A 21,561-nucleotide genomic window follows, 5' to 3' on the forward strand; every position below is an offset into this window, starting at 1 on the left:
CTTGCTATCCCGTCATGTTGGAAGTGATTGGCTTGCAGGAGTATCGGCCGGCGCTTCTACTCCGCCATAGAGCTGCAAGGTAACATCGCGGAACTCTCGCGCTGCGGGCGCCATGTCTCCGGGCCGCTGAACCAGAAGAGTTTTGAGCCAAATCGGGCGGGCCAATTCCGCTACCGTAGCGCCCGCTGCAGAAGCGAGCTCCCCGACAAATCTCGGTAGAATTGCAGCCCCCGCGCCGGAGACGACGAGTGGAACGTATGCTTCCCGGTATTCAATTCGAACAGCGATTGCATTCTGCATCAGATCCGGATAGTTCGCCCGAAGCTCCAAGTATGGAGGCGATGTTTCCCACCACGGCCCCACGATCAGGCCATGTGCCACGACGTCCTCAAGTGAAATCACGCCATTGTCTGCGATAGGCGTTTCGGGTGGCAGAACCCCGACATAATCTTGGTGCGCAAGAGGATGTGCGATCAGGCCATGCGCAAGTTCGCTATCGTCAGTGAACCCTAGCTCGCACCGACCATCCCGGACCATTTCAGCGACTTCCGGTATGCGCGCCCAAGTGGGACCTTTGATGTGTATCGTTACGGCGGGATGTTTCTTCCGGAATGCACCAACAACCGCGCCGACCGGCCATTCGGCGAGCGGGGGAAAAGTCGCTATGTCCAGTCGCCCGCCTGCCAGGCCCATCACATCTGCAACAACCGCACGAATTGTGCCGAGATCCCTTAGCGCTTGCCGCGCCGGTGTTAGGGCGGCGTGGCCCGCTGCGGTAAGATTCGCATGACGGCCGGTGCGCAGAAACAGCTTGGTACGGAGTTCTCTCTCTAACTGCCCGATGGCTTGCGAAATTGCCGACTGGGTCACGTTCAGTGCTGCCGACGCACGCCCAAATCCGCCGTGCTCTGCGACTGCAACGAAGTATTCCAGTTGTCGGCGCTCCATGGAACCATTCCAGCGACTGTTCAGACCATCTAGTCACATTCCGGAGGAAATCGGTGTCATTACCAGCCTCGGATTGTGACGACGATACCCGAAAGCAATGCGAAGGCGAGAACGAGAGTTCGAACGAGGGGACCATCGATCCTGTGGTGAACAAGGCTGCTCAGCAGCACACCAAGGCCCAGGACAGGAAGAAGGAGCAAAGCGATTCGGATTTGCTCGCCATCGATTTGACCTGAAGCCGCAAGCACGACGAGAGAGAGAATCTCCCCCAGCAGAAAACATGTCGCAATCGTTGAGCGTAGTACCGGTGCAGGTCGATGTTGGTAGGCCAGGGCCAGTGGCGGTCCGCCAATTCCTGTGGCCGTCTCGGTCACTCCCGTGATGGCACCAACCGCGATCAACGCTCGGCTGCCCGGTTTGAACGGTGAGACAATCAGAGAGGCTGATGCAGCGAGGATCGTAGATACCCCGACAAGGAGGTTGAGGCTGTTAAGAGGGATGGCAAGAAGCAGCCACAACCCGCCTGCTGTGCCTGCCACACGTCCTGCCATGATCCACGCCGCGCCCTTAACATCGACGGCGCGGCGCTCCCGCCATGCCACAAATAGGTTCAATGGAATCATCAAAACGAGAATCAGAACAGGGAGTAATTGCGGGTTAATCAACCCGATAACTGGAGCCGCAATCAATGCAAACCCGAGCCCTGTTGCGCCTTGGACGAATGCAGCAATAAATATTACCAGCCCCGACAGAACGAGAAGGTTACCACTCACTGCATTTGCCTTTCGAACCAAAATGATTCTTTTAACTTGCTTCGCCCTGAAGCGGGTGGACCGAATGAGCGCGTCGACCACCGCGTCACCATCGAAGAGGGAACAGTCCGGCAGCATTCCGCGCCTAGCAGCTGGTTCATCGACCAAAAATCGGGGGCACGCAGTCGAGGATCGCGCGTGCCCCACTGATCGGTCCGTTCAGAAGTTAGGGTATTACCGGCGGAATATATTGCAGGGGCTTGTCGCAAACATTTTCGGAGCGCGCAATTATCCACTGAGCGTCCTCGTTTTCATGCTTTGTTAACCTTTTGTAGTCCGAAGAGGTGCGCGAGCAGATCGTTCTGATCATTTACGGTCCACACGCCGGAAAAGCCGAAGCCCTTCTTCAGCCAGAGCATGGCTTCGAAGCCTGCGATTGTCCGACGCGCCGTTTTGAAGGATTGGAAGCCGCCGATCTTGGGCATGTTCTTCTTAACCCGAAAATGGTCACTCTCGATGCGTTGTTGGAGATGCTTTGTGACGTAGTGCACGGGGTTGGGCTGAAGCAGACCATCATCTACCGATGCTTTAATCGCGGATGGGAAGGTATTCGCTCCATCCGTGCCGATCTTCTTAGGCGATAACAGGGGCTCGTCTTTGAGCATTTTGCGGAAGAACCTCTTTGCAGCATCCAGGTCGCGCCTGGCCGCCAGCAGGAAATCCATCGGGTTTCCATGCTTATCGATCGCCCGGTACAGATAGCGCCACTTGCCGCGGATCTTCACGTACGTTTCGTCGATCCGGATCGAACCACAATGCGGGCGTCGGAACTGGCGAAGCCGCTTCTCGATCATCGGCGCATAAGCCAAAACCCAGCGGTTGACAGTGCTGTGATCGACCTCGAAACCACGTTCCCGAAACATCTCCTCAAGGTCTCGATAGCTGAGCGGATAGCGCAGATACCAGGCCACCGCCTGCATGATGAGCCATGCCTCGAAATGCCGACCTTTGAAGTCGTCCTTTGATTGGCGCTTCAGCTTGTCGGCAATGGCATTCAGAATCATGGCTACGCTCCGCTACATTGGGAGCGGCAATTTCTCCGCTGGTGGTCAACAGGCCGTTAACCAAGAAAATTTGCGACAGGCCCTCCATGCCGGTGCGGGTCACCAGCCCCATGAAGCGATAGCTCTTGCCGTCGATATGGGCCATGCCCGCCATCGATTGGTTCTTGCCGGTCCAGTGCGTCGGCCAGGATTGGGTCAGCTCATCGGTATGCGACCAGACGCTCATGAAGGGGTCGTGGACGATGAGTGGCGTGGCCGGCGCACGGCCCGAACGGGGATCGGTCATTTTTGGAATCTCGCTGGGTTACCAGGGGGCGCGGCGCAGCGGCAGCGGGTCGACGGTGAAGGCCATCCGGTCGCAAAGACGCTGCAACAGGTCGCATTTCTCCGCCAGGCGGTTTGGATCGTCCCACAGGTTTGTGGTCTCGTCGGGGTCTGCATTCAGATCGTAAAGCTCACCGCGCCGGTCGCCGTGGCTAACCACCAGCTTCATCGTCCCGGTGCGCAGCATGGTCGCGAATGGCAGATGCGGCTCTTTATGCCAGGGCATGGCGTTGTAATATTCGCAGTAGACATCCGCGACGCCGGTTTGCGTCTCGGTGCCCGACAGCAGCGGCCAGAGCGAGCGGCCCTGCATGCCCGGCCAGATATCGAGCCCCGCCGCCTCGAGCAGGGTCGGCGCGATATCGGTCAGTTCGACCAGCCCGTCGATTCGGCGGGCCGGAATATGGCCCGGCCACGAGATCGCCAGGGGAACATGGACGCTGGGCTCGTAGAAGAACGGCCCCTTGAGATAGACGCCATGATCGCCCAGCAGCTCGCCGTGGTCGGACATGAAGATGACGATGGTATTGTCGAGCTGACCGGTATCGCGCAGGGCGTCGAGCATGCGGCCGACCTGGTCATCGATCAAGTCGCACATGGCGAAATAAGCCGCGCGCACCAGCCTGTGGTCATGATCGGTCATCTCGTCGTAGGGCATGCCGGCATTGCCGCCATAGGCTCCCTGGTGGTCGATCTTCTGGAAGGCAGGTTTTTCTTCCAGCTCTCCCGGCCGGTAGTTCGGCAACTCGATCTCGTCGAGCCGGTCGAGGTAGCGATCGAGATACTCGGCGGGCGGATCGAAGGGGTGATGAGGGTCGAAGAAGTTGACCGAGAACAGCCAGGGCCGGTCGTTCGCCTCATGCGCCTTGACGAAATTGATGGCCTTGTCGGCGCACCAGGTGGTCTGGTGGTTCTTTGTCTCGGGCCCCGCCTTCACATATCTGGAGCCCCGATAGGGGTCAGCCCGGTATTCGGCGCCGCGCTCGAGCAGCCATAGATTGTATTCGTTGAGTGGCCAGTTCTGCGCGCTGCCGTAGTCATTAAGTACCATCCGACAACCCGGATGATGCGACCAGTGAAAGGCGGCATAGCCATCATTGATGCGCGGTTCGATGACCGGCGCCACGCTCGGATTGGCCGCCGAGATATGGAGCTTGCCCGATAGACCGCAGGTATAGCCATTCTCGGCGAGCAGCCGCGTCACCAGCATTTCGTCGGCCGGCATGTCCTGCCCGTTCTGGCGCGTCCGGGTCGTACGCGGATAGCGGCCGGTGAGAAAGCTCGCGCGACTGGGCGTGCAGACCGGCGACTGGCAATAGGCCCCGGAGAACCAGGCTGCCTCGCCGAAGAGCTTGTCGAGCACCGGAGTTCGCACATGGCGATTGCCGGTAATGCCAAGCGTGTCCCAGCGCTGCTGGTCAGTGCATATCCACAAGATGTTGGGTTTGGTCATGATAACCCCAGTCGCGCAATTTCTCGAAATCGTCATCTTGTTCTCCTCCCACGCCATTCCTCGAATGGCACCGACATCGGACATATCCCGTCGCCAGGATCGTCCCTGCGCTCCTCCAGCACGTGGTAATGCTATTAGTTATTTATAACCACTGTCAAGCACAGGTCAGTTTTCTATAACCGGCGCTTCGGGGCAGTTTCCTTCCACAAAATCCTGCGATATGTCCTTCTGGCGGAGAGGGTGATGAACAGACGCAAGACGGAAAAAGCCAGCACGAGACCAACCATGGTCGACGTGGCCAAGCTTGCCGGAGTCAGCCAGGCCACCGTCTCGATGGTGCTCAACGAAACCGGCGGCACGCGGGTCACCGAAAAGACGCGCGGTCTCGTCCGCGAGGCGGCCGAAACGCTGGGTTATCGCGTCTGGATGCGCGCGCCGGTCGGTCAGGGCGGCATCCAGGCCATCGGCTTTATCATCGACGACAGCACGTCCAACCCCATCACCAACAAGGCGATCGAATCGGCACGGCAGCTGGCTTGGGAAAATGGCGCCGTGCTTGTCGTCCTGCCGACCCAGAACGACGAGCGCCTGCGCGCCGCGGCGCTCGAACTGCTGTTCGCACATCGGGTGGTGGGCGTGGTGTTCGCGGCCTTCTTCACGCGCCAGTATACCCTGCCGCAGAAACTGATACCAACGGCTCTGACGTCTGACTCGCGGGGGATTCCCAAACTGTTGAGTTGCTGATTCGATGTCGGCGAAGGAAATTCGCCCATGCCCGGATCGGTTCGACTGCGACAGGACTATACCCCTTCTCAACTCCGGCGGCTGGCGTCACGGAGCAAGGACGCCAACCAGAGCCGACGACTTCTGTCACTAGCAGCCGTGCTTGACGGCATGAGCCGCGCCGACGCCGCCCGGATCGGCGGCATGGACCGCCAGACGCTTCGGGACTGGGTTCATCGGTTCAACGAAGCCGGCCCCGATGGCCTTTTCGACCACTGGTCACCCGGTCCGTCATCGCGGCTGTCGGAAGAGCAGAAGGTCGAACTCGCCGAGATCGTCGAGACCGGTCCCGACCCGGATGTAGACGGCGTTGTTCGCTGGCGCCGAGTAGATCTTCAGCGCGTCATTAGGGAGCGGTTCGGTATCGAGTATCACGAGCGCCATGTCGGCACGCTTCTCAAGAAACTCGGCTTCTCCCACATGAGCGCACGCCCGCTGCATCCTGGTCAGGACGCCGCGACGGTGGCGGCGTTTAAAAAAACTGGCCGCGGGCGCTGACCGCCCATATCTGCCATCTCCCCAAGGGCAAGCCGATCGAAATCTGGTTCCAGGACGAGGCCCGGATCGGGCAGAAAAATGGGATCGCCCGGCTTTGGGCAAGGCGTGGAACCCGCCCACGGCAACCGGCAGATCAGCGCTACCAGAACGCCTATCTGTTCGGCGCTATCTGCCCGGCAAAGGGAAAGGGCGCCGGGCTGGCGCTGCCCTTTGCCGACACCTTCGCCATGCAACTCCACATCGACGAGATCAGCCGGCATGTTCAGCGCGGCGCTCATGCCGTTCTGCTGCTCGACCGCGCCGGCTGGCACACCACGGGCAAACTCGTCGTCCCGAAGAACATGACGCTGATCTTCCTGCCCTCGCGCTCTCCCGAACTGAACCCGGTCGAGAACATCTGGCAATACCTCAGGCAGAACTGGCTCTCCAACCGCGTCTTCGATACCTACGACGCCATCATCGACGCGTCATGCCAAGCCTGGAACAACCTCATCGATCAGCCCGAAACAATCATGTCCATCGGAATGCGCGACTGGGCCCACATCGGTCAATCATGACAGCCGTTGGTATGAGCTCGGTTCCCGTCGTGCTCATCAACTGCCACACTAAAGGCGACATTGCTCCGGCCATCCTGCCGGCGCATGCGCTGGGCGCCGAAACGGCCGTGCGCCACCTGACGGCCTCCGGCCACCGGCGCATTGCCTTCATTAACGGCGAAGGCTGGATGGAAGCTAGCAAGGACCGTCTGCGCGGCTACAAGCGCGGCCTCAAGACCGCCGACATAGCGTTCGACGCCAAACTCGTCCGATCAGGCAACTGGACGCTTTCAGGCGGCCACGATTGCACCCGCGAACTGCTCGCTCTGCCCGAGCCACCCACGGCGATCTTCTGTGCCAGCGACGAGATGGCCATCGGCTGCTACGAGGCCACAAAGGAAGCTGGGCTATCGATTCCGCGCGACCTCTCGGTCATCGGCTTCGACGATGCATCCTCATCCCGTCATCTGGAGCCTCCGCTCACCACAATCCGCGTTCCGCACGAAGATATGGGAAGACGTGCGATTACGCACATCTACGCTAAGCGCGAAGCGCAAAAACTAGGCATCATAGCAGGCAGACTCCAGATTGATTGCCCGCTTGTGGAGCGCAAGTCCGTCGGCCTTCCGCGCCCGCACCGAATTTTGAAGTTAGTCTGAACTAGCCATCCCGTCGCTCGCGTACAAAAGACCGGTATCGGCGCGCGGCCCCCCCATCGCGTTGCCGCCTTAACCGGTGGCGCCGGCAAAAGCGCAATGGCCTAGCCATAGTCGAGCGCGCCGACCTCGTCATGCGGCACCACATGCTAATTCCAGTTAGGACGACGTCGTAGTCTGCGTCGCCCATTGACCAAGTGCTGGCGCGTCGTGAGGCGGGCGCCGCGGTGGACGAGACCGATCATTCCATTCTCATGCGGCCGACCGATTGCCGTTAGCAGGGCCGCACATGTTGGTGGCCGCCGCTGAGGCACTGTGGGTTCCCCAACAAATATTATGCGAATCCGGCCCGACTCCCCGTGCATGAGTGCCGTCACGCTTCCATTGCATTGGCAGAATCTCGCGTCTGTGCAACGCTGGGTGCATGGAATTCAGTGATTTTATAGTCTACGTCGATGAGAGCGGCGACCACGGGCTTGTCAGCATAAATCCGCAGAATCCGGTGTTTGTGCTCACCTTCTGCATCTTCGAGAAAGAGGCCTACCGGACAGCAATGGTACCGCTTGTGCAGGCACTCAAGTTCGAGTTTTGGGGCCATGACGGCGTTGTTCTACATAGCCGCGAGATCCGGAAGTCGTCCGGTGACTTTTCCATCTTGCTCAATCAGACCGTGCGCGACCGCTTCATGGCAACTGTGAATTATGTCGTCGAACAGGCGCCGGTCACGCTCATAGCGGCTGCAATTGATAAGCAACGTCATGTGCAGAAGTACCATGATCCCGACAATCCATACAAAATTGCGCTAACTTTCTGCATGGAGCGCCTGCAGCGGTTCTTGGCCGAACGAGGGCAAGATCACCGCAAGACCTGGATACTGGTCGAACAGCGAGGCCGGAAAGAGGACGATGACCTAGAGCTCGAGTTCAGGCGTATTGCCGCTGGCGGCAACCAGGTTGGACCCATGCCAAACCTCGACATCCGCTTCATGGACAAGAAGCATAATTCAGCGGGGCTGCAGATGGCCGACCTTTTGGCCTACCCGGTCGCCCGGCACATAATAGCTCCTGACCAGCCAAACCGGGCCTACGATCTTGCAGAACCCAAGTTCCGTCGGAGTGCGGCTGGGAAAATACGCGGCTACGGGCTGAAAATATTCCCGTGAGAAAAGCGAAGGGCCCCGAGGTATTCCCCGAGGCCCGACGCCGAACGAGCATTCCCGTTCCATTTGTTTACAAAATGGGTCCAGCTAGGTGGACTGTCAACCCACTGCTGAGGCAAATATAGCGTCCAATGCCTGTCGCTGGCCCCTCTTCCGTCCGCAATGCGCCCCCATTCCTGCCGTTCAACGCCCCTCGACCAATCCCCAAAGCAGACATTCGCCAGCAACATCCTGGCATTGAGTGACGTCAATCCGACCGGTCCGGCGCCCCTATTCGCCATTCGGGGTCAGACCCGTCTCTCCATGACACTACGGCCCTGTGGGCGTAGTGCGCCGTGCGCTTGTTTAGGGCAGCGACGGTCGCCGAACCAGCACTGACGTAACGGACCGGCTTTTCGAAGGGTGTTCTTGGGTAATGCAAGATAATTGTATGCTGCGGCGAAAGCGGCATCACCACCTCGATGCCCGGATTCGCTAGAGAACTCTTGTGAGTTAAGAATCTCTCCCTAGGCACAGTTGGATCGAACCAAGTTACCGGACTGTCTGAAGTAATGAAGTCGGGCTCAACGGAGCACATAATAGTCATCGTCACTTCACTTAGCATGGTCAGACCATCCATCATGGCTCCCGGTAACAAAAACTGCATAGGCGACGCCACCGCTTTTCGAATGCTGTTTAGCTGCGCCTCGGAATTTGCGGATATACCTAGAGCAACGGCCTTTTTCTCAGCCGCGTCCAAGGTCTGCTGCCAAAGCGTCCGTTGGATCTCTCTCGCTTCAAGCGTACGCCCGTGCATCGCTGCGATGAAGGCGATCAACTGCCATTGCCGAAGCCGAGGCAACTGGCGGTGGCTGGCTACGAAGTCTGTGACGAGTGTCTTCAGGCCCTGCTCAAGTTTCGACAGTTCAAACTCTATCCGCAGATCCCGGGAACCGTCCGGCCCGAGGATCGTGTAGATGTCGGTCTCGGTGAAGAGGTTTTGGGGTGCTCGCTTGCGGCCGACGCCGCCACTGGGATCAAAGGTCCACACAAAGGGCTGCATTCCAGCAGGCGTATGCGGATCACACCAGGCGGAAAGGTAGCTCCTTGGGATATAGTGCTGCGATTTGTGGCTACCGGACTTAGGCACGGGCCGTCACCATGACTTCTCCTCATAAGGGCGCTGTCTATGGCATGTGAAAGGCTAAACAGCCTAGACGACATTCGCGCATTCGCTCACTCCAGCTTCAGTCGCTCCCACTCGCCAATCAACGTCCTGTACTTTTCATGAAAAACTGCCTCCTCGTTGCCCTGCAACGGCGTCATTTGCGGAGAGAAGAAAGTACGACGCAGTGCATCGATAACACGCATGTCAGCGGAGTCTGCTTCAGTTAGGACTTGTTGCATTGCCCAGAGCCCTAGCCTCCCTCCTTCTTCCGAGAGCGGCGGCTCTTCACTGAAGTATGGGTATACCACACGTGTATATTCCCCCCGGACGCGCGCATGGAGTGCATCCCTTATCCGAACTGTGGCTCCCAAAGTTTCGATACGCAGGTTGCCGTGCATGCTTATAGGAACGATCTCCACGGGCTCGTTTGACCAGCGCAGCTTTGCGCTAAGCAGTTCGAGAATTCCATTGGTCAGTAGCGGATAAAGTCGTTTGAAATTCCTGTTCGATCGGATGCGATCTTGGGTCAGCTGCGCTAGGTCGCCTCGGCCAGAGATGTGCATCTTAACGTCTGACCAAAAGGGTAGGTAGAAGTCGCCGCCTCGACTTCTAGTGCCGCCGGCTTCCTTTTTACGATCAAGTCGAATGTCCTCTTTCAAAATGGATCGACGCAGTGAATTGGGCGCATAGAATAACTGAAGGGCCTTTCGGAGAGGAATATCTAGAACAGACATAGGTGCCCCCTCTTGGATCGTAGGACAACAATCTCCTCAGCGCCCTGTCGGCACAATGGGCAAAAACAACGTTTTCACTATATTAAGTGCCATAGCGCCCAACTACTTTATCCAACCAGGACCGCGACCGGCCCTTGACCGTTCGTCTCGCTGCTTTGATCGATGCAGACAACGCCTCAACTCGGATTGCCCATGGCTAGTTCGAAGAGATAGCCAAGATCGGCGAGGCGAGCGTCCGCCGCAAATATGTGTTGGCAATCGCCGCAAAACGCCTGGGGGCGCGAGCGGGCATCCCATAGTGGGCACTTCAACCTCGCTCAGTCCACCCCAAGGGCTCACCCAAGCAAGGGAGCAGGGGTTTCCCAGGCTCCACCGTTGCCGCAGAGCGTATCTTGGTCCACATCTCGATCGCGGCACCGATTCCTGGTCTGCGCCAGGCAAAGGAGCGCCTATGACGATCAAGCAGACCTTCTTCAATCTGGCTGACTTGCCGAAGCTCGCGGCGCGCACCTGGACCCCCTTGCGGAGGGTGACGGAGTCGACGCTTAACGATCTCCCGCCTCGGGTCATCTCTGTAGCCGAATTCCACGGGACAGCGACCGCCGCGGTTCATTCCGCCAAGTCCGCTGATGTAGACACGATGGGATGGAACGATGTCGGGCTGAACCCCCATCGGGCAGGTATGGAATCATGGGGCTACCAGTCATCGGATGTGTTCCGTGGCTGGGGAGACACCGAACTTGGCATCAACCTGGTCATTGCCCAGCACCTCGAGGAGCCGAGCAAGGAGATTTGGCATCTGCATCCTGATCTGGTTGTGGCGCTCCGGCTTATCCAGGAAGGCGATCGCTGGTACCGGCCCGAAGAAGGGTGGCCGGAGGTCGTACGGCTGGCCCGAGGCGATAATGGGGAGCCGGTTTCCATCGAGATCAAAACTGAATTCCTCAACGACTATCTAGCAGCACGGGGGATGCGTCTCTTTTGCTCGAGCTATGCCGAGCGGACGGCAGTGACTGAGAAGGATCCCGGCTACGGCTGGTCTCGCAAGCCAATCAACGTGGCTGAGGGGCGAGATCTGCTCGAATACACTACCACCTCGGCAGGTTGGCCCAATCCTCGCGGATCGTTCTTCACCAGAGGCGCCATATGGCGAACTGAATGGCTGGAGCCGGGAACATTCAGCCCTCGTGTCCGCGGTGATAAGCCAGCCGATGAGGTTTCTTTCGTGACCAAGCCGGATGGTACCCGGGTGGCCGCTGCGCGGCTGCATGGAGACATCGGTTGGCTTTACTTTGACCCGGGGATCATCAATGCCTTGCTTCGGCATCGTGGTGGTCGGCTTCATTGGGCGTCGCGAGATACTGGTGGTGTGGGTGCGACCTCAGACACCGTCCATTTCGGTGTCAACGACCTTGGTCTGATCACCGTTTTCGCCAAGGACATCGGCATGCTCAAGCCATGGGAACAGCGAATTTGGGCCGCCCACAACGTCACCCCGGATGGCGGTGTGTCCAAGGAGCTTTTTGAGGCGCAGATGATGGTCCAGCCGGCCTCGACCAAGGCGCCAGAAGCCCTTATTGAAAAGGCCGTCGATAGTGTCGCTTCGAGCTTCCGCGAGCGGTATGGTCAGCAGCTGCTTCGTGAGAATGCCCAGGTGCCGGACTTGTTCACGCGAGCCCATCGGTTCCGAAGTGCGGAGACGGAAGGTTTGCTGGAACTTTCCAAGCAATTGACCCAGCTCTTCACCGAACGGGTTGATGTTGATGTGGTGCTGGCGCAATGCCCCCCATTGGCCAAGGGCGAGAAGAAGCCAGGGTCATTAAAGGCCATTGAGCGCTTGTTGGGTACCGTCCTAACCGAGGAACAGGCCAGGAAGATGATGGGGCCGCTGTTTGGTATGATTGACCTTCGCAATGCCGGTTCGCACCTCGGTTCGACCCTGGTGCAAAGTGGCCTTGAGCGCCTTGGCGTCGATGGCAGGAACCCACAAGCCGTGCAAGGTCTGCAGTTGCTGGAGAGCGTGGTCAATGCGCTGCTTGAAATAGACGCGGCGATTGCCGTTCCAAAGCCGCCAGCCTCCTAAGACCTAGGGAGAATGCCCAGGGCGCGCGGTGTTTCACATGCTTTTTCGTGTATGCGATAACCCAACTACCCGGCTCTCTGTATCGACCCTGGCTAGTCAAAGCGCTAGTCCGCTTCGGAATTGCCGCACCAAACTATCCGGCCCGAACGCAGCCAGAAATGCGACTTGCATCCGGTATTCCGCCAGACGGATGGACGCAAAGTCGGCCGACCCTTGGCATCTACGGCGATGTCCCATCGTGGCTTCCCGGCATCGACCACAAGCATTTCGATCATGGCGCCGCAGCGGCATGGGCACATCATGCCCACACTCCATGGCTCGCCATCATCGATAGCAAGCACCAAGTCCCTGGACGGCATCGCGGAGGGCAACTCGTCTCCCACGACAGTTTGAAGTCGACGCGCGGGGCCGAACCGATCCCACAGACGATGAAACCAGCGGGGCAGGCTCATCACTTTCTGCCCTTTGGCTTGCCGAGCGCGGGAATGCCCAGCAGCGGCTCTTCTGCGCCTCGGGCTAGCTCCGTGTCGGGGTCTCGATCGAATTCGCTCTCCGGGGTGTATTCCTCCTCGGCTGCCGCCAGGCTGAACGTGGTCCGGGCATAAAGCTCATTCGCATCGTGCCTGAAGGGAAAGGTACGAGCGATGAGCTCCATCACGACGGCCGAACTTGCCCGCATATTGAGCGAGATAACGGAAGGGGCCTGTTCGGTCAGCCCCTTGATGTAGCCGGCTTCTTGCTCTTCTTTGAATGCGCCTGGGTTCGCCTTATGCAGCCATTCCGCGCGGAGGCTCTCGGGAGTGAATACGCGCCGGTCAGCAAGAGTAGAACCCCCAGGCTGGACGTAGTCGATCCGGCCACAAACGTCGGCTATTGCTACTCCGTCGTTCCCCACCTTCCGCGTCGGAATGACAACGCCCACGTCGAACAAGGGGATAAGAAAGGCAGACGCGATCAGGTCAACAATCTGCCTTGCCTCGTGGGTGTCGACGCAACTGAAGATGACGTCGCATTGACTGACCGCGAGAATTGCCTCGCGGGAGCCGATGCTCTCAGCAATGGCAGTCGCAACGTCCGGACCGCGATATCCAGCATTGCCGGCAAATATGAGCATGGCGGCTTGATAGGTGAGGTAACCCATTGAGCATTATCGATTTGCGTTGTAGGGCCGCTAAGCTAAACTGGCTCAGTCGCGGCCTAAGTCTGCGCGTCGGGGAAAAACGTGACCGTAAGTACAACAGAACTTTCAGCGCTGACGCGCCTGTTCTCTTCGGCCGTGTTCCAGCAACTGGCCCGGAAGGGGCGCTCTGCGCTGTTTGGACGTCTACTCGGCGAGACCCGCCTCGCCGAGCTGTGCGCGAAAGAAGCCACAGTCGGGGATGCCTTTGAGGCCGCTTTCTCGATTCTCAGGGTCGCCGGACTACGCGATGAATATATCTATCGGTCAGCGCTGACCCACAAGATACTGATGGGCAAACACTCCTTGCGCACCGCCTCAATGCTAAACGAATTTCGCGCCGGATCGTGCAAAGCCGATCTTGTCATTCTCAACGGAACCTCGACGGTCTACGAGATCAAATCCGAGCGAGACTCCCTCGCGCGTCTGATCAACCAAGTGGAAAACTACAAACGCGTATTCGCATCTGTGAACGTTGTAGTCAGCGAGCGCCATGTGGACGGCGTCCGACTGATCCTTCCGGAGGATGTCGGTATCCTGTGCTTGTCGCATCGCTACCGCATCGCGACCGTGCGTGACGCAGTAGATTGTCCCGAGCGAATCTGCCCGGCTACGGTGTTCGAATCGCTTCGTTCAGCAGAAGCTGCGAGTATCCTGAAAGCGCTTAGCATTGCCGTTCCTGATGTTCCCAATACACAGCGCCACGCCGCCATGCGGGCGCTATTCGCGCATCTGGACCCCGTCGCGGTTCACCGCGAAGTGGTGCGGACCTTAAAACGCACCCGCGATCTGGCGCCACTAGCTTACCTCGTCGACCGGCTCCCGCGCTCGCTCCACGCTGCCGCTCTTTCAATTCCGGTGCGCCGTGCAGACCATGCCCATGTGGTAGAAGCGATCTCTACGCCGCTGGGCGAGTCGATGGCCTGGGCCTAACGCATGTATCACCCCTATTTTCGTGGCAAGCAGTTCGAGCTGATCGCCATTCGCGAAACCGCAGCACTGATGGCTGGATCGGGGTTCGTGCCCATCATTGAGCCGGTGCGGGAGGCGCTCAAGGGATTAGAGAGAACCCTGACGGCGATCTGCGACGCCGGCGGCGAGGCGATCGTGATCATTAATCCAGCCTATGGCGATCATGCTGAGGACGGCGTGAGCATCTCGACCCTTCTGGGAAATGGATTTCTAAATAAAGACGGCATTAGCGCCGGCATCTTGCTCACCAACGACATGAATATCGATGACGCGATGGCCTGTCACACCAAGCACCAGGCACATCGTCCTGTATTCATCCATGCCGGTTTCACCGAAGCGAAGGCGCTAGCAGAAGCGCTCGGGAATGACCTCTCTGAGACTCGACACGTCTTCTTCGAAAAGCACTGCCACAAGCTCTACCGGAAACACCTGAAAGGCAGCAAAACCCGTATCCTTCTTCGTGACGGGTTCGAACGGCGGCGCAACGCCGATCATCCAGCAGTCGAATTGTTTTCAGACCTCCACCTCACATTCGAGGAGGAAGACATGGACGGGTTCGGCGACTTCCTAATCGTTGGCGACGACTATGTTGAAGGTGGCGGCCCCGCGTACGCTGTCGCGATCCACCTGACGTTCCTCGACCCCGACAAGGACGAGGTGATGTACATCTATCATTTCGTATCAACGACAAAGGACACGCCGACTGATCCGGGCGGTAAGTTTGCCCAAGCGCTGGCAAAACTGATCGCTAAGCTGGATTCCGGAACCTCCAGACTGTTTGCTAGCACAGCCATCGCCGAATTTCGGGAGTTGCATGAAAAAGGCCACTTCCCGGGGCTCGGGCAGGTCAAGAAGCTTTCGATGCGCCATCATATCGAGACGCTCGCAGACTTTTTTTCCGAGTAGCGGGCAATCACATGCCGAAGTTCTGTTGCCCCGAATGCTTCGACGACCGTGGCCTTCGCCGCGACATCATCCCCTCGCTCAGCCATGGAATGGGGGACTGTGACTTCTGCGGGTCGACAGCCGTTATCCTGGTTGAACCACGTGCCCTCGCTGACATCTTCGAGTTGTTAATCGGGATCTACGAAGCAGATTCCGCGGGCAAAACCTTAGTTGAATGGATGAAAGATGACTGGCAGCTGTTCAGCCATGCCGCAATGGACGTTGCGCATTCGAAGGAGCTACTCGCTGAGATTCTCGATGACGGCGACATCGTCCGCAAGCCGTTCGCGCCGTCGTCCGCCTATGACAGCAAAGCTCTCGCGCAATGGGAAAATCTGCGCGATGAACTGATGTGGAAGAACCGGTACTTCCTGGACGAGGTCCTGGACGCGGATCGGCTGCGGGAGTTGCTTGGCCATTTGCCGACGGATGACATGCCTGCGAAGTGGTACCGGGCGCGTATCCTGTCCGACGACACAGTTTATCTTATTGGAGAAATGGGTGCTCCGCCAAAGCGGCTTGCATCACACGGGCGCGCGAACCCGCCCGGCATTCCATATTTGTATCTCGGTTCAATTCCAGAGACCGCGGCCGCGGAAGTCCGGCCTCATACCGGCGAGGTGGCGTGCGTCGCCGAGTTCACAATTCCTATGCCGCTGCGCGCGGTGGATTTGCGTAACCCGCGCAAGCTGGTGTCGCCCTTCCTTTTGGCCGATGCGAGCGCGATCGGTCAGCTGCGGGCGGACATTGCGTTTCTGGAGCGGCTTGGGGATGAGTTGACACGCCCTGTGCTGCCTCGTGGGGCCGCAATCGATTACATTCCCAGCCAGTATCTCTGTGAGTTCATCAAGAAGAACGGCTATGACGGCGTCGTTTACCGCAGCTCGGTCAGCGACGGGATGAACTTAGCGCTATTTGATCCCGCGAAGGCGATCGGCGGCGCAGTCTCAAAGTTTAACATCACGAAGGTCACGGTCCAGGTTGACCCCGCCTGATCGCCGCGATGAGCGCCAACTCGGCTGTTTCCAACTTTCCTTATGGGACGTGGGATATGCGCGTCATGCCATAGTGCTGTCGTTGCGATCCGGAGCGCTATCTCGATATTTCGATTGATGAAATATAAAGTCTAAGTTGCGGTGCGGCGAAGATGGCGGGTGGTTGAGCGCTTCCGAGCATCCATACAACCGTGGCACTGACACTCCCAAAATCCTATGCCTCGTCAGCGGAGCGGTCACTGCCAATCGGAACGTCGCCGTGCTGGCCATGGTCGCTGGAGAGAAGACCAGCATCTTGGAGCGCCTCAATTTCGGGAAGATCACGAAGCGTAGCTAGCCCAAAATGCTCCAAAAACCCCTTGGTTGTCACATAAGTGAACGGCGCCCCGGCCGTCGGGCTGCGGGGTCCCGCGGTGATCATGTTCTTGTCCCGCAACGCCCCGATGACGTCGCGCGACACCTCCCGCCCCAGGATTTCCGACACCCCTGCTCGCGTGACTGGCTGGTGATAGGCGATCGACACCAACACCATGGCCTCGTTCTGAGTCAGATCGATCGCCCGGTCCGGCACCGCAGCAGACGTGGCGATGGCATCGGCATAGGCCGTTCGGGTGCGGAACGCCCAGCCCCCAGCGACACTGACCAGGTCGTAGGGTTTGCCCCGCAGGCTTTCACGGATGTCGTCAATGAGCAGGTCGATGCTGGCGTCACGACCGATCACCCGCGCCAGGACCTCGCGCTCCACCGGCTTGGGCGCCGCGAACAGTACGGCTTCGATGCGGTTCATCCATTCGCGCCAGCGTAGGTCAGCCGGCATATCGACCAGTTCGGAATCGAAGATCGGCGGTTCGGCATCTGTCCTTTTGCGCCTGGCCATCCCGTTGCCCTGCCTCACAAACCGTAGAGCCGGAACGTCGGCCGGCCACTGAGTTCGCGCACTCCCCCCAACTCTCCCAAGCGATCGAATAGCCGCCGAGCCCCGCGCGCCGACAGTCTTGGGCTGGACCAGGAGCCCGGCACCGCGTCATCGGACAGTAGCAGTTTGATGACGTCGCCAGCACCTTTAGCGCGCAACTTTGGCGCCGCCGAAGCCAGTATTGCCGCCCGCTGCCCCAGCTCTGACCCGAGATCGCAGGCTTCTGCCGCCGCCGTGGCGTAGGCCCAAAACACCGCCTTGCCCCAACCTTCTCCTCCCGGCCGGATGCGTTTGCGGTGTTCGCCCGATTTAAAGGTCGGCGAAGCCACCTGCCCCATCAGCAGGGGCACCGGAACAGGCCATCTGAACTTCTGGGCGAGGACCATGTCAGCAAGCCAAAAGGCCAACAATTCGGCATCGGGCCGGGCCCGGTAGACGGCAGCGGCAATCTCGGCCGCCAAGGCTGGAGCCGGCCGCGACGACGCCGTCAGGTCTTCGGCATTGGCGACAACCTCGGCAAGAACGTCATCCCACTGCAGAGCAAAATGCTGTTCGACCACCGGGCGTACCAACTCTGCGTCGCAACTGGTGGTCCGGCTGGCCAAGCGGCGCCAGGCCATCAGCAGGTGCCCGGCTGGCCCAGGATCATCGCCCTTGCCGCGCAGAAAATGGGTATCGCGCAACGCGGATTCGTCCTCGCGCCGACCGGTCAAGTTCACCGCCGCGCTAGCACTATGCAGGGCCAGTCGCTGGCGCCAGGCACCGGCCCAAGGACAACTCTGCCGCACTAAACTATCCAACGAATTCAACGCTGCACCCGCCATGTAAGCACCGTCGACATCGTAAGAAATCTCGCCGCGCGAGCGCGCCCAGGCCGGCACCTTCGGCACTGGTGGCAGATCGATCTCGAGCAAATCAGCAGCGATTTTCATGCAAACAGAGTAACACGCAGCGGCGCTTTTTGCTACCGATTTGGTTGTAAACCGCCCTACCTGTCGGCATCTCAGAACGAATGATAATCTTGCATTATCGGACGTTTTGCTCATTATAGAGAGAATGCCCCAAAACCTCGACGAAACCACGCAAAACGACGCCGGCAACGCCCCCCTGCCCTGTGCTGCAGCCGCGGCACCCGTCGGCAATTCCGCCGTGTCGATTCCGGGCGGCGATCGCGCCCATTTGCGCGGCCTGGCGGATCGCGCCCGGGACTATGTCGAGGCAGCCAGCTCGGCCAACACCAGGCTGGCCTACGCCTCGGACTGGAAGCATTTTTCTGGTTGGTGTCGCCGGCAGGGACTGGCAGTGCAGCCGCCCGATCCACAGATTGTTGGCCTCTACATTACGGCCTGTGCGACAGGCCAGGCTACGGTTGCGCCAAATGCAGTCAGCACCATCGAACGCCGGCTCTCGTCGCTTTCCTGGAATTACACCCAGCTCGGGCAAGTCCTAGATCGCAAGGATCGCCACATCGCCACAGTGATGGCTGGCATCCGCAATACCCACGCCAAGCCACCACGGCAAAAGGAAGCCCTGTTGCCCGAGGATCTCCTGGCGATGCTGGAAACCTTCGACCGCGGCAGCCTGCGTGGCATCCGCGATCGCGCCATGCTGCTGCTGGGTTTCGCCGGCGGCCTGCGGCGCTCGGAAATCGTCGGCCTCGATGGCGGCGAAGGGCAGAGCGAGGACGGCCGTGGTTGGATAGAGATCCTGGACAAAGGGATGGTCCTGAATATTCGGGGCAAGACCGGATGGCGTGAAGTGGAAATCGGTCGCGGATCCACTGATGCCACCTGCCCCGTTGTGGCAGTGGAAACCTGGCTTAAGCTCGCTCGGATCGCGCATGGCCCGCTGTTTCGCCGTGTGACTGGGCAGGGCAAGGGCGTCGGCGCCGATCGACTGAACGACAAACAAGTCGCCCGCCTGGTCAAGACAGCGGCACTGGCGGCCGGGGTACGGGGCGACCTTTCGGAAGATGCCCGGGGGGGCTTGTTCGCCGGCCATTCTCTGCGGGCCGGTCTCGCCTCATCGGCCGAGGTCGACGAACGCTACGTCCAGAAGCAGCTAGGGCATGTTTCGGCTGAGATGACCCGTCGCTATCAACGCCGGCGGGACCGCTTTCGCGTAAACCTTACCAAGGCTGCGGGACTATAGCCCCTTGCCCTGCTGGGATGCCTGAAAGCTGCCATCAAGCGACGTCAACGTCCACCATGATGCCAAGGCATGAGCTAGGCCAAATCTTCCGGGTTTATCCGCGGATGGGTCTCCTCACCGAATGCCCACAACACCAAGCCCGACACCATCATCGAAAGTGCCACGAACCAGAATGTAGCCTCGAGAGCGCCGCTGAAATGGGCAACCAGGCCGAGCCCGAGCGCACCAATGCCATATCCAAGGTCACGCCAGAACCGGTAAATGCCAATGGCTGAGCCGCGCCAGCTGGGCGGGGCGATGTCGGCCACGGCTGCCGACAGATTGGGATAAAGCAGGGCCATGCCGAAGCCGGCGATGGCGGCCGATGCGGCCCACCACCAAACGCCGCTGCCTATCACCACCATGGCGACCCCGAGGCCCGAAATCCACATGCCGAGCACATTGGGCCAATGACGCCCAACGTGATCGGAAAGTCGACCGGTGAAGAGCTGTGAGCCGCCCCAGGCGAAGCCATAGGTGTAGCGGCTTGCCAACATAAGCGCCTCTGCTCGCAAACATCGGCATTTTCTGCTCGAATTATCTGACAATGGAGCGGGCGTCGTGCTCACGCTCCCTGCCAATGTGCTCGCAAACATCCGGGTCTGCTTGCAAACATCCCCCACGTGCTCAGATTAATTGCCAGCGACGGCATGGTCAAACCGGGACGCCTGCCTGTCGTAGTTGCTCGGTCAGCTGACGGGAATATTCGGGATCAAGGGTGCCCGCCAGGAAGGCGCGGATATCCGACGGCCGAGCATTGAGGTGCGTGACCAGAGCCGTCGCATCGTAACCATTTCGGGTCAACGTCGGTTCGAGATCGTCGATGGCGCGGGACAGGACCTGCTCGACGATTTCGGCGGTAACCGGCTTGGCGCCGAGGCGAAAGCCCTGCTCGAATGCGAGGGTGAGATGCATCTCGATCTGAAGCGGCGTGCGCAAACGTTCGGCGATGAGGTCGATGGCTTCTTCCTCGAGGAGTTCGCCAACCTTTACGCCTTCGGCCGCACAGGCGCCAAGCAGCCAGGCAACATAGTCGCGGCGCGCGGAGCCGATCCCCTCGTAGTCAAAAATGGTCGTGCGGTAGCCAATCTCCTCCATTTGCGGCCGGCGCAGATCATTGCGCAACCGGGGATGCCCGACAAGAAGTACGGAAAGGAGCACGCCGGCGTCGGCGACCACCTCCATCAGTCGCTTCAGGCCGGTTAAGGTCTTGTGGTGCAGGTCATGGGCCTCGTCGACCACGAGGACGATCGGCCGTTTGCCTTTTTTCATGATGTCGCGCAGGTCGCGCTCCCGGCGCTCGGCCTGCTTGGGGATCTTGACCTGCGCACGATCGCCGGGAGACAAGTCGTAGAACAGGGCTTCAATGAGCGATGGCAGCGAAGTGCGCCGCTTGTCGACCGCCAGCGATTTGGCGAGTGCGACCTTGCCGGCTTTGGTGAGTTCGGCCTCGATGCGGCGCAAAAGGTGGGTTTTCCCCGAACCGACCAGGCCGGAGACCACGACAAGCCGACCGGTCTGGACGGCCGCACACACCTCGCGGATGATCGTGCGCTGATGCTCGGTCTCAAAGTTGCCGGCCCCTTGGAAAGGCCGGTCGAGGCCGTAACTGGATTGAACGTCAGCGAGCATCATTCTTCCTTTCTTCGCGCCTGGAAGCGTTCGCGGATACGGGCCGCGATCATCTTTTTGTCGAGTGTTTCTCCAAGCAGTTCATTGATGAAGGCGCGGTCACCGGCATTCATCGCGCCGATCGGCCGGCCGAGCTGGTCGGCGATGGCCCCACGGGCTGCGAGGCCATTTGGATAAGCGGTCTCTATTGCGGGTTCCGGAAACGGTGTCCGCCGTACACTCAGCCCAGCCGTGGTCGGGGGCAGCGAAGGCAATGGACGATCCCCGCCGGTGACCGCGGCGCGGGGGAGCCCAAGTTGGTCTGCCAGGCGCACCACCTTGTCGAGCCGCTCTTCGAGCTTGCTCTTCTGGTATTTGCGATAGCGAAAGAGGGGAACCGCCCCGCGCGAAGGTTGGAATGGACCGAAGCGCTTGCCCTCATGCTCGACGAACAGTTCCTGATCGAACAGGCCCCAGAGCAAGGTCACCGTTTCGCCGGCAAGTTCGGGCTCGACCTCATAGGATGCGCCTTCGACCGATACGGTCGCGTCTCCAGCAACCGTCCGTCGTTCCGGTTCGCGCGCAAAGGCGCAGAACCGCTCCCAGGAGCACATCGCC

At 59.6% G+C, this 21,561-nt stretch carries 22 protein-coding genes and 1 pseudogene; 9 read left to right on the forward strand and 14 right to left on the reverse strand.

From position 1 onward, the window contains the following. Window positions 1-12: 12 nt before the first annotated feature. The 5 genes from K0P03_RS35330 to K0P03_RS35350 form a co-directional block, all read right to left on the reverse strand. A complete protein-coding gene (locus K0P03_RS35330; protein ID WP_272792260.1) occupies window positions 13-948 on the reverse strand; it encodes a LysR family transcriptional regulator in 936 nt (311 codons plus the stop codon). 59 nt (window positions 949-1,007) lie between these two features. Continuing rightward, window positions 1,008-1,838, reverse strand: a complete 831-nt coding sequence (locus K0P03_RS35335) for a sulfite exporter TauE/SafE family protein (protein WP_272792259.1) — start codon at window positions 1,836-1,838, stop codon at window positions 1,008-1,010. Window positions 1,839-2,011: 173 nt separating this feature from the next. Beyond that, a complete protein-coding gene (locus K0P03_RS35340; protein WP_272792201.1) occupies window positions 2,012-2,737 on the reverse strand; it encodes an IS6 family transposase in 726 nt (241 codons plus the stop codon). Beyond that, window positions 2,628-3,050: a DUF4964 domain-containing protein gene (locus K0P03_RS35345; protein WP_272792137.1), complete on the reverse strand. Its 423-nt coding sequence runs from the start codon at window positions 3,048-3,050 to the stop codon at window positions 2,628-2,630. Before K0P03_RS35345 ends, K0P03_RS35340 begins: the two co-directional genes overlap by 110 nt. Before the next feature lie 18 nt (window positions 3,051-3,068). Continuing rightward, complete coding sequence (locus K0P03_RS35350; protein WP_272792136.1) at window positions 3,069-4,541, reverse strand: sulfatase family protein; 1,473 nt, start codon at window positions 4,539-4,541, stop codon at window positions 3,069-3,071. Window positions 4,542-4,784: 243 nt separating this feature from the next. Here K0P03_RS35350 and K0P03_RS35355 point away from each other — a divergent pair, with 243 nt between their 5' ends. The 4 genes from K0P03_RS35355 (at window position 4,785) to K0P03_RS35370 (ending at window position 8,176) form a co-directional block, all read left to right on the forward strand. After that, on the forward strand, window positions 4,785-5,285 hold the full coding sequence (locus tag K0P03_RS35355; protein ID WP_272792135.1) for a LacI family DNA-binding transcriptional regulator: 501 nt from the start codon (window positions 4,785-4,787) through the stop codon (window positions 5,283-5,285). A gap of 27 nt (window positions 5,286-5,312) precedes the next feature. Continuing rightward, a protein-coding gene (locus K0P03_RS35360) for an IS630 family transposase (protein WP_272792134.1) occupies window positions 5,313-6,379 on the forward strand; the annotation gives its coding sequence in 2 pieces (ribosomal slippage) (window positions 5,313-5,799 and window positions 5,799-6,379; 1,068 coding nt in all). An 11-nt stretch (window positions 6,380-6,390) separates the two neighbouring features. Next, the gene (locus tag K0P03_RS35365) at window positions 6,391-7,017 is read left to right on the forward strand and encodes a substrate-binding domain-containing protein (RefSeq protein ID WP_272792133.1); all 627 of its coding nucleotides are present in this window, start codon (window positions 6,391-6,393) and stop codon (window positions 7,015-7,017) included. A 421-nt stretch (window positions 7,018-7,438) separates the two neighbouring features. Continuing rightward, the gene (locus K0P03_RS35370; protein WP_272792132.1) at window positions 7,439-8,176 is read left to right on the forward strand and encodes a DUF3800 domain-containing protein; all 738 of its coding nucleotides are present in this window, start codon (window positions 7,439-7,441) and stop codon (window positions 8,174-8,176) included. Between the two features lie 244 nt (window positions 8,177-8,420). On the opposite strand, the gene K0P03_RS35375 is transcribed toward K0P03_RS35370, so the two are convergent. Together K0P03_RS35375 and K0P03_RS35380 are read right to left on the reverse strand one after the other, a co-directional pair. Continuing rightward, on the reverse strand, window positions 8,421-9,302 hold the full coding sequence (locus tag K0P03_RS35375; protein ID WP_272792131.1) for a DUF4238 domain-containing protein: 882 nt from the start codon (window positions 9,300-9,302) through the stop codon (window positions 8,421-8,423). Window positions 9,303-9,388: 86 nt separating this feature from the next. Beyond that, on the reverse strand, window positions 9,389-10,054 hold the full coding sequence (locus tag K0P03_RS35380; protein ID WP_272792130.1) for a hypothetical protein: 666 nt from the start codon (window positions 10,052-10,054) through the stop codon (window positions 9,389-9,391). Window positions 10,055-10,505: 451 nt separating this feature from the next. Between K0P03_RS35380 and K0P03_RS35385 the strand changes: the two genes are divergently transcribed. Next, window positions 10,506-12,137, forward strand: a complete 1,632-nt coding sequence (locus tag K0P03_RS35385) for a hypothetical protein (RefSeq protein WP_272792129.1) — start codon at window positions 10,506-10,508, stop codon at window positions 12,135-12,137. Window positions 12,138-12,241: 104 nt separating this feature from the next. Here K0P03_RS35385 and K0P03_RS35390 read toward each other — a convergent pair whose 3' ends face one another. Both K0P03_RS35390 and K0P03_RS35395 read right to left on the reverse strand, forming a co-directional pair. Continuing rightward, window positions 12,242-12,589 (reverse strand): DUF6527 family protein, encoded by a 348-nt coding sequence (locus K0P03_RS35390; protein WP_336314314.1) that lies wholly within the window; start codon window positions 12,587-12,589, stop codon window positions 12,242-12,244. Then, window positions 12,589-13,278 carry a hypothetical protein gene (locus K0P03_RS35395; RefSeq protein WP_272792128.1) on the reverse strand — a complete coding sequence of 230 codons (690 nt, stop codon included), beginning with the start codon at window positions 13,276-13,278 and terminating at the stop codon, window positions 12,589-12,591. The genes K0P03_RS35390 and K0P03_RS35395 overlap by 1 nt, the downstream gene beginning before the upstream one ends. 81 nt (window positions 13,279-13,359) lie before the next feature. Between K0P03_RS35395 and K0P03_RS35400 the strand changes: the two genes are divergently transcribed. From K0P03_RS35400 to K0P03_RS35410, 3 genes are read left to right on the forward strand one after another with little or no spacing between them, the layout of a single operon-like run. Continuing rightward, window positions 13,360-14,247, forward strand: coding sequence for a sce7726 family protein (locus tag K0P03_RS35400; protein ID WP_272792127.1), 888 nt, complete (start codon window positions 13,360-13,362; stop codon window positions 14,245-14,247). Window positions 14,248-14,250: 3 nt separating this feature from the next. Next, window positions 14,251-15,192, forward strand: coding sequence for a sce7725 family protein (locus K0P03_RS35405; protein WP_272792126.1), 942 nt, complete (start codon window positions 14,251-14,253; stop codon window positions 15,190-15,192). 11 nt (window positions 15,193-15,203) lie between these two features. Next, complete coding sequence (locus tag K0P03_RS35410; RefSeq protein WP_272792125.1) at window positions 15,204-16,226, forward strand: RES family NAD+ phosphorylase; 1,023 nt, start codon at window positions 15,204-15,206, stop codon at window positions 16,224-16,226. A 214-nt stretch (window positions 16,227-16,440) separates the two neighbouring features. Here the strand turns inward: K0P03_RS35410 and scpB are convergent, their stop codons facing one another. Both scpB and K0P03_RS35420 read right to left on the reverse strand, forming a co-directional pair. Further along, entirely contained in the window at window positions 16,441-17,103 is a 663-nt protein-coding gene (scpB, locus tag K0P03_RS35415; RefSeq protein ID WP_272792124.1) for an SMC-Scp complex subunit ScpB, read from the reverse strand. A 14-nt stretch (window positions 17,104-17,117) separates the two neighbouring features. Continuing rightward, the gene (locus K0P03_RS35420) at window positions 17,118-18,074 is read right to left on the reverse strand and encodes a DUF1403 family protein (RefSeq protein ID WP_272792123.1); all 957 of its coding nucleotides are present in this window, start codon (window positions 18,072-18,074) and stop codon (window positions 17,118-17,120) included. 124 nt (window positions 18,075-18,198) lie between these two features. On the opposite strand from K0P03_RS35420, the gene K0P03_RS35425 reads away from it, so the two are divergent. Beyond that, entirely contained in the window at window positions 18,199-19,293 is a 1,095-nt protein-coding gene (locus K0P03_RS35425; protein WP_051961367.1) for a tyrosine-type recombinase/integrase, read from the forward strand. 74 nt (window positions 19,294-19,367) lie between these two features. Here the strand turns inward: K0P03_RS35425 and K0P03_RS35430 are convergent, their stop codons facing one another. The 3 genes and pseudogenes from K0P03_RS35430 to K0P03_RS35440 form a co-directional block, all read right to left on the reverse strand. After that, the gene (locus K0P03_RS35430; protein WP_272792122.1) at window positions 19,368-19,829 is read right to left on the reverse strand and encodes an MFS transporter; all 462 of its coding nucleotides are present in this window, start codon (window positions 19,827-19,829) and stop codon (window positions 19,368-19,370) included. Between the two features lie 157 nt (window positions 19,830-19,986). Next, complete coding sequence (locus tag K0P03_RS35435) at window positions 19,987-20,967, reverse strand: ExeA family protein (protein WP_003501092.1); 981 nt, start codon at window positions 20,965-20,967, stop codon at window positions 19,987-19,989. Then, window positions 20,964-21,561, reverse strand: a pseudogene (locus K0P03_RS35440) (IS481 family transposase); the annotation flags it as partial. The pseudogene K0P03_RS35440 and the gene K0P03_RS35435, both read right to left, overlap by 4 nt.

It is taken from the genome of Shinella sp. HY16 (genome assembly GCF_028534175.1).
Taxonomy (GTDB): Bacteria; Pseudomonadota; Alphaproteobacteria; order Rhizobiales; family Rhizobiaceae; genus Shinella.